Source organism: Bacillus carboniphilus, assembly GCF_039522365.1.
In the GTDB taxonomy this organism is placed as follows: domain Bacteria; phylum Bacillota; class Bacilli; order Bacillales; family JC228; genus Bacillus_BF; species Bacillus_BF carboniphilus.
The window spans coordinates 1-1,092 of record NZ_BAAADJ010000032.1; the positions used below are offsets into that span (position 1 = coordinate 1).

Genomic DNA, 1,092 nt, shown 5'->3' on the forward strand with positions numbered 1-1,092 from the left:
AGCGATTCCATGGGTTTCTGTTATAAAAGATTGGATTAGAAAACCAAGAGTTGTTGCTTACTCAAGATATCAGAAGTATTTACCAGGAAGAGTTAAAGATTACTTAATGGTTGATAACTTAGTTTTACGCCAAGATAGACTTAAAGAGTTAGTTAGTCTTCTTGTCACTCATGATATGAAAAGAATAAATGAGGAATTTTATGACCTAATTTCTGATACAAACGGTGACCCATATGGAGTTAATTGGACTCTGTACGATTCATTAGCACCTACGGTAACGGGAGTGATAAAAGATGAGTGAAGCTATACGTTCTATGTGTAAATCCCTAAGACTGGCTTATGTAGCAGATATATATGAGAACATACCATTTGAGACACCCGAACAATTCATAGAATCGTTGTTTTCTGAGGAATTTCGTCTAAGGGAAAAGGCAAAAATACAAAGGCTGATAAAAAATGCGAAGTTTTTAGATTCAAAGAGTATAAGTACTTATGAATGGCATGAACAAATTAGATTTCCTACACAATTAGATAAAGAGTCATTACTAAGTCTTTCATTTATTCAAAAGCAACAAAATGTGGTATTGATAGGGTCTCCGGGAACGGGCAAAACCCATTTAGCAACAGGATTGGGCCGGAAGGCTTGTGAGGTGGGTTTTGAGGTTAGGTTCTACAGAGTTTCTCATCTAATCGAGCAATTGGAACAAGCTTTAAGGCATAAGAGATTAGAGGCGTTTAGGAGGAAATTTGAAAAAGTTGATATGGTTATATTAGATGAAATGGGATACCTTCCTTTTAGCAAGGAGGGTTCCGAACTTCTTTTTCATTTAATTGCGGAGTGGTATGAACAAAAGAGTTTAATTATTACTTCAAACCTAGAATTTAGCCAATGGAACAGAATTTTTACTGATTCTAGATTAACCGCAGCATTAGTGGATCGCTTAATTCACCATGCCCATATTCTTACATTTTCAGGTGAAAGTTATAGACTTACTAACGCTTTATCAAAATCCCATTAAATAGATTTTAATTGGGTGGCAACACTCTGCATTTTTTATTGCATTTTTCTGCGCTTTTTTATTGCAAAATACA

1 protein-coding gene and 1 pseudogene are annotated in these 1,092 nt (G+C 35.0%); both read left to right on the forward strand.

All coding sequences use genetic code 11. The features are described from left to right. A pseudogene (locus ABDZ91_RS14130) lies at nucleotides 1-301 on the forward strand (IS21 family transposase); the annotation flags it as partial. Then, nucleotides 294-1,019 (forward strand): IS21-like element helper ATPase IstB, encoded by a 726-nt coding sequence (istB, locus tag ABDZ91_RS14135; protein WP_243300519.1) that lies wholly within the window; start codon nucleotides 294-296, stop codon nucleotides 1,017-1,019. The pseudogene ABDZ91_RS14130 and the gene istB, both read left to right, overlap by 8 nt. The last annotated feature ends 73 nt before the right edge of the window (nucleotides 1,020-1,092 follow it).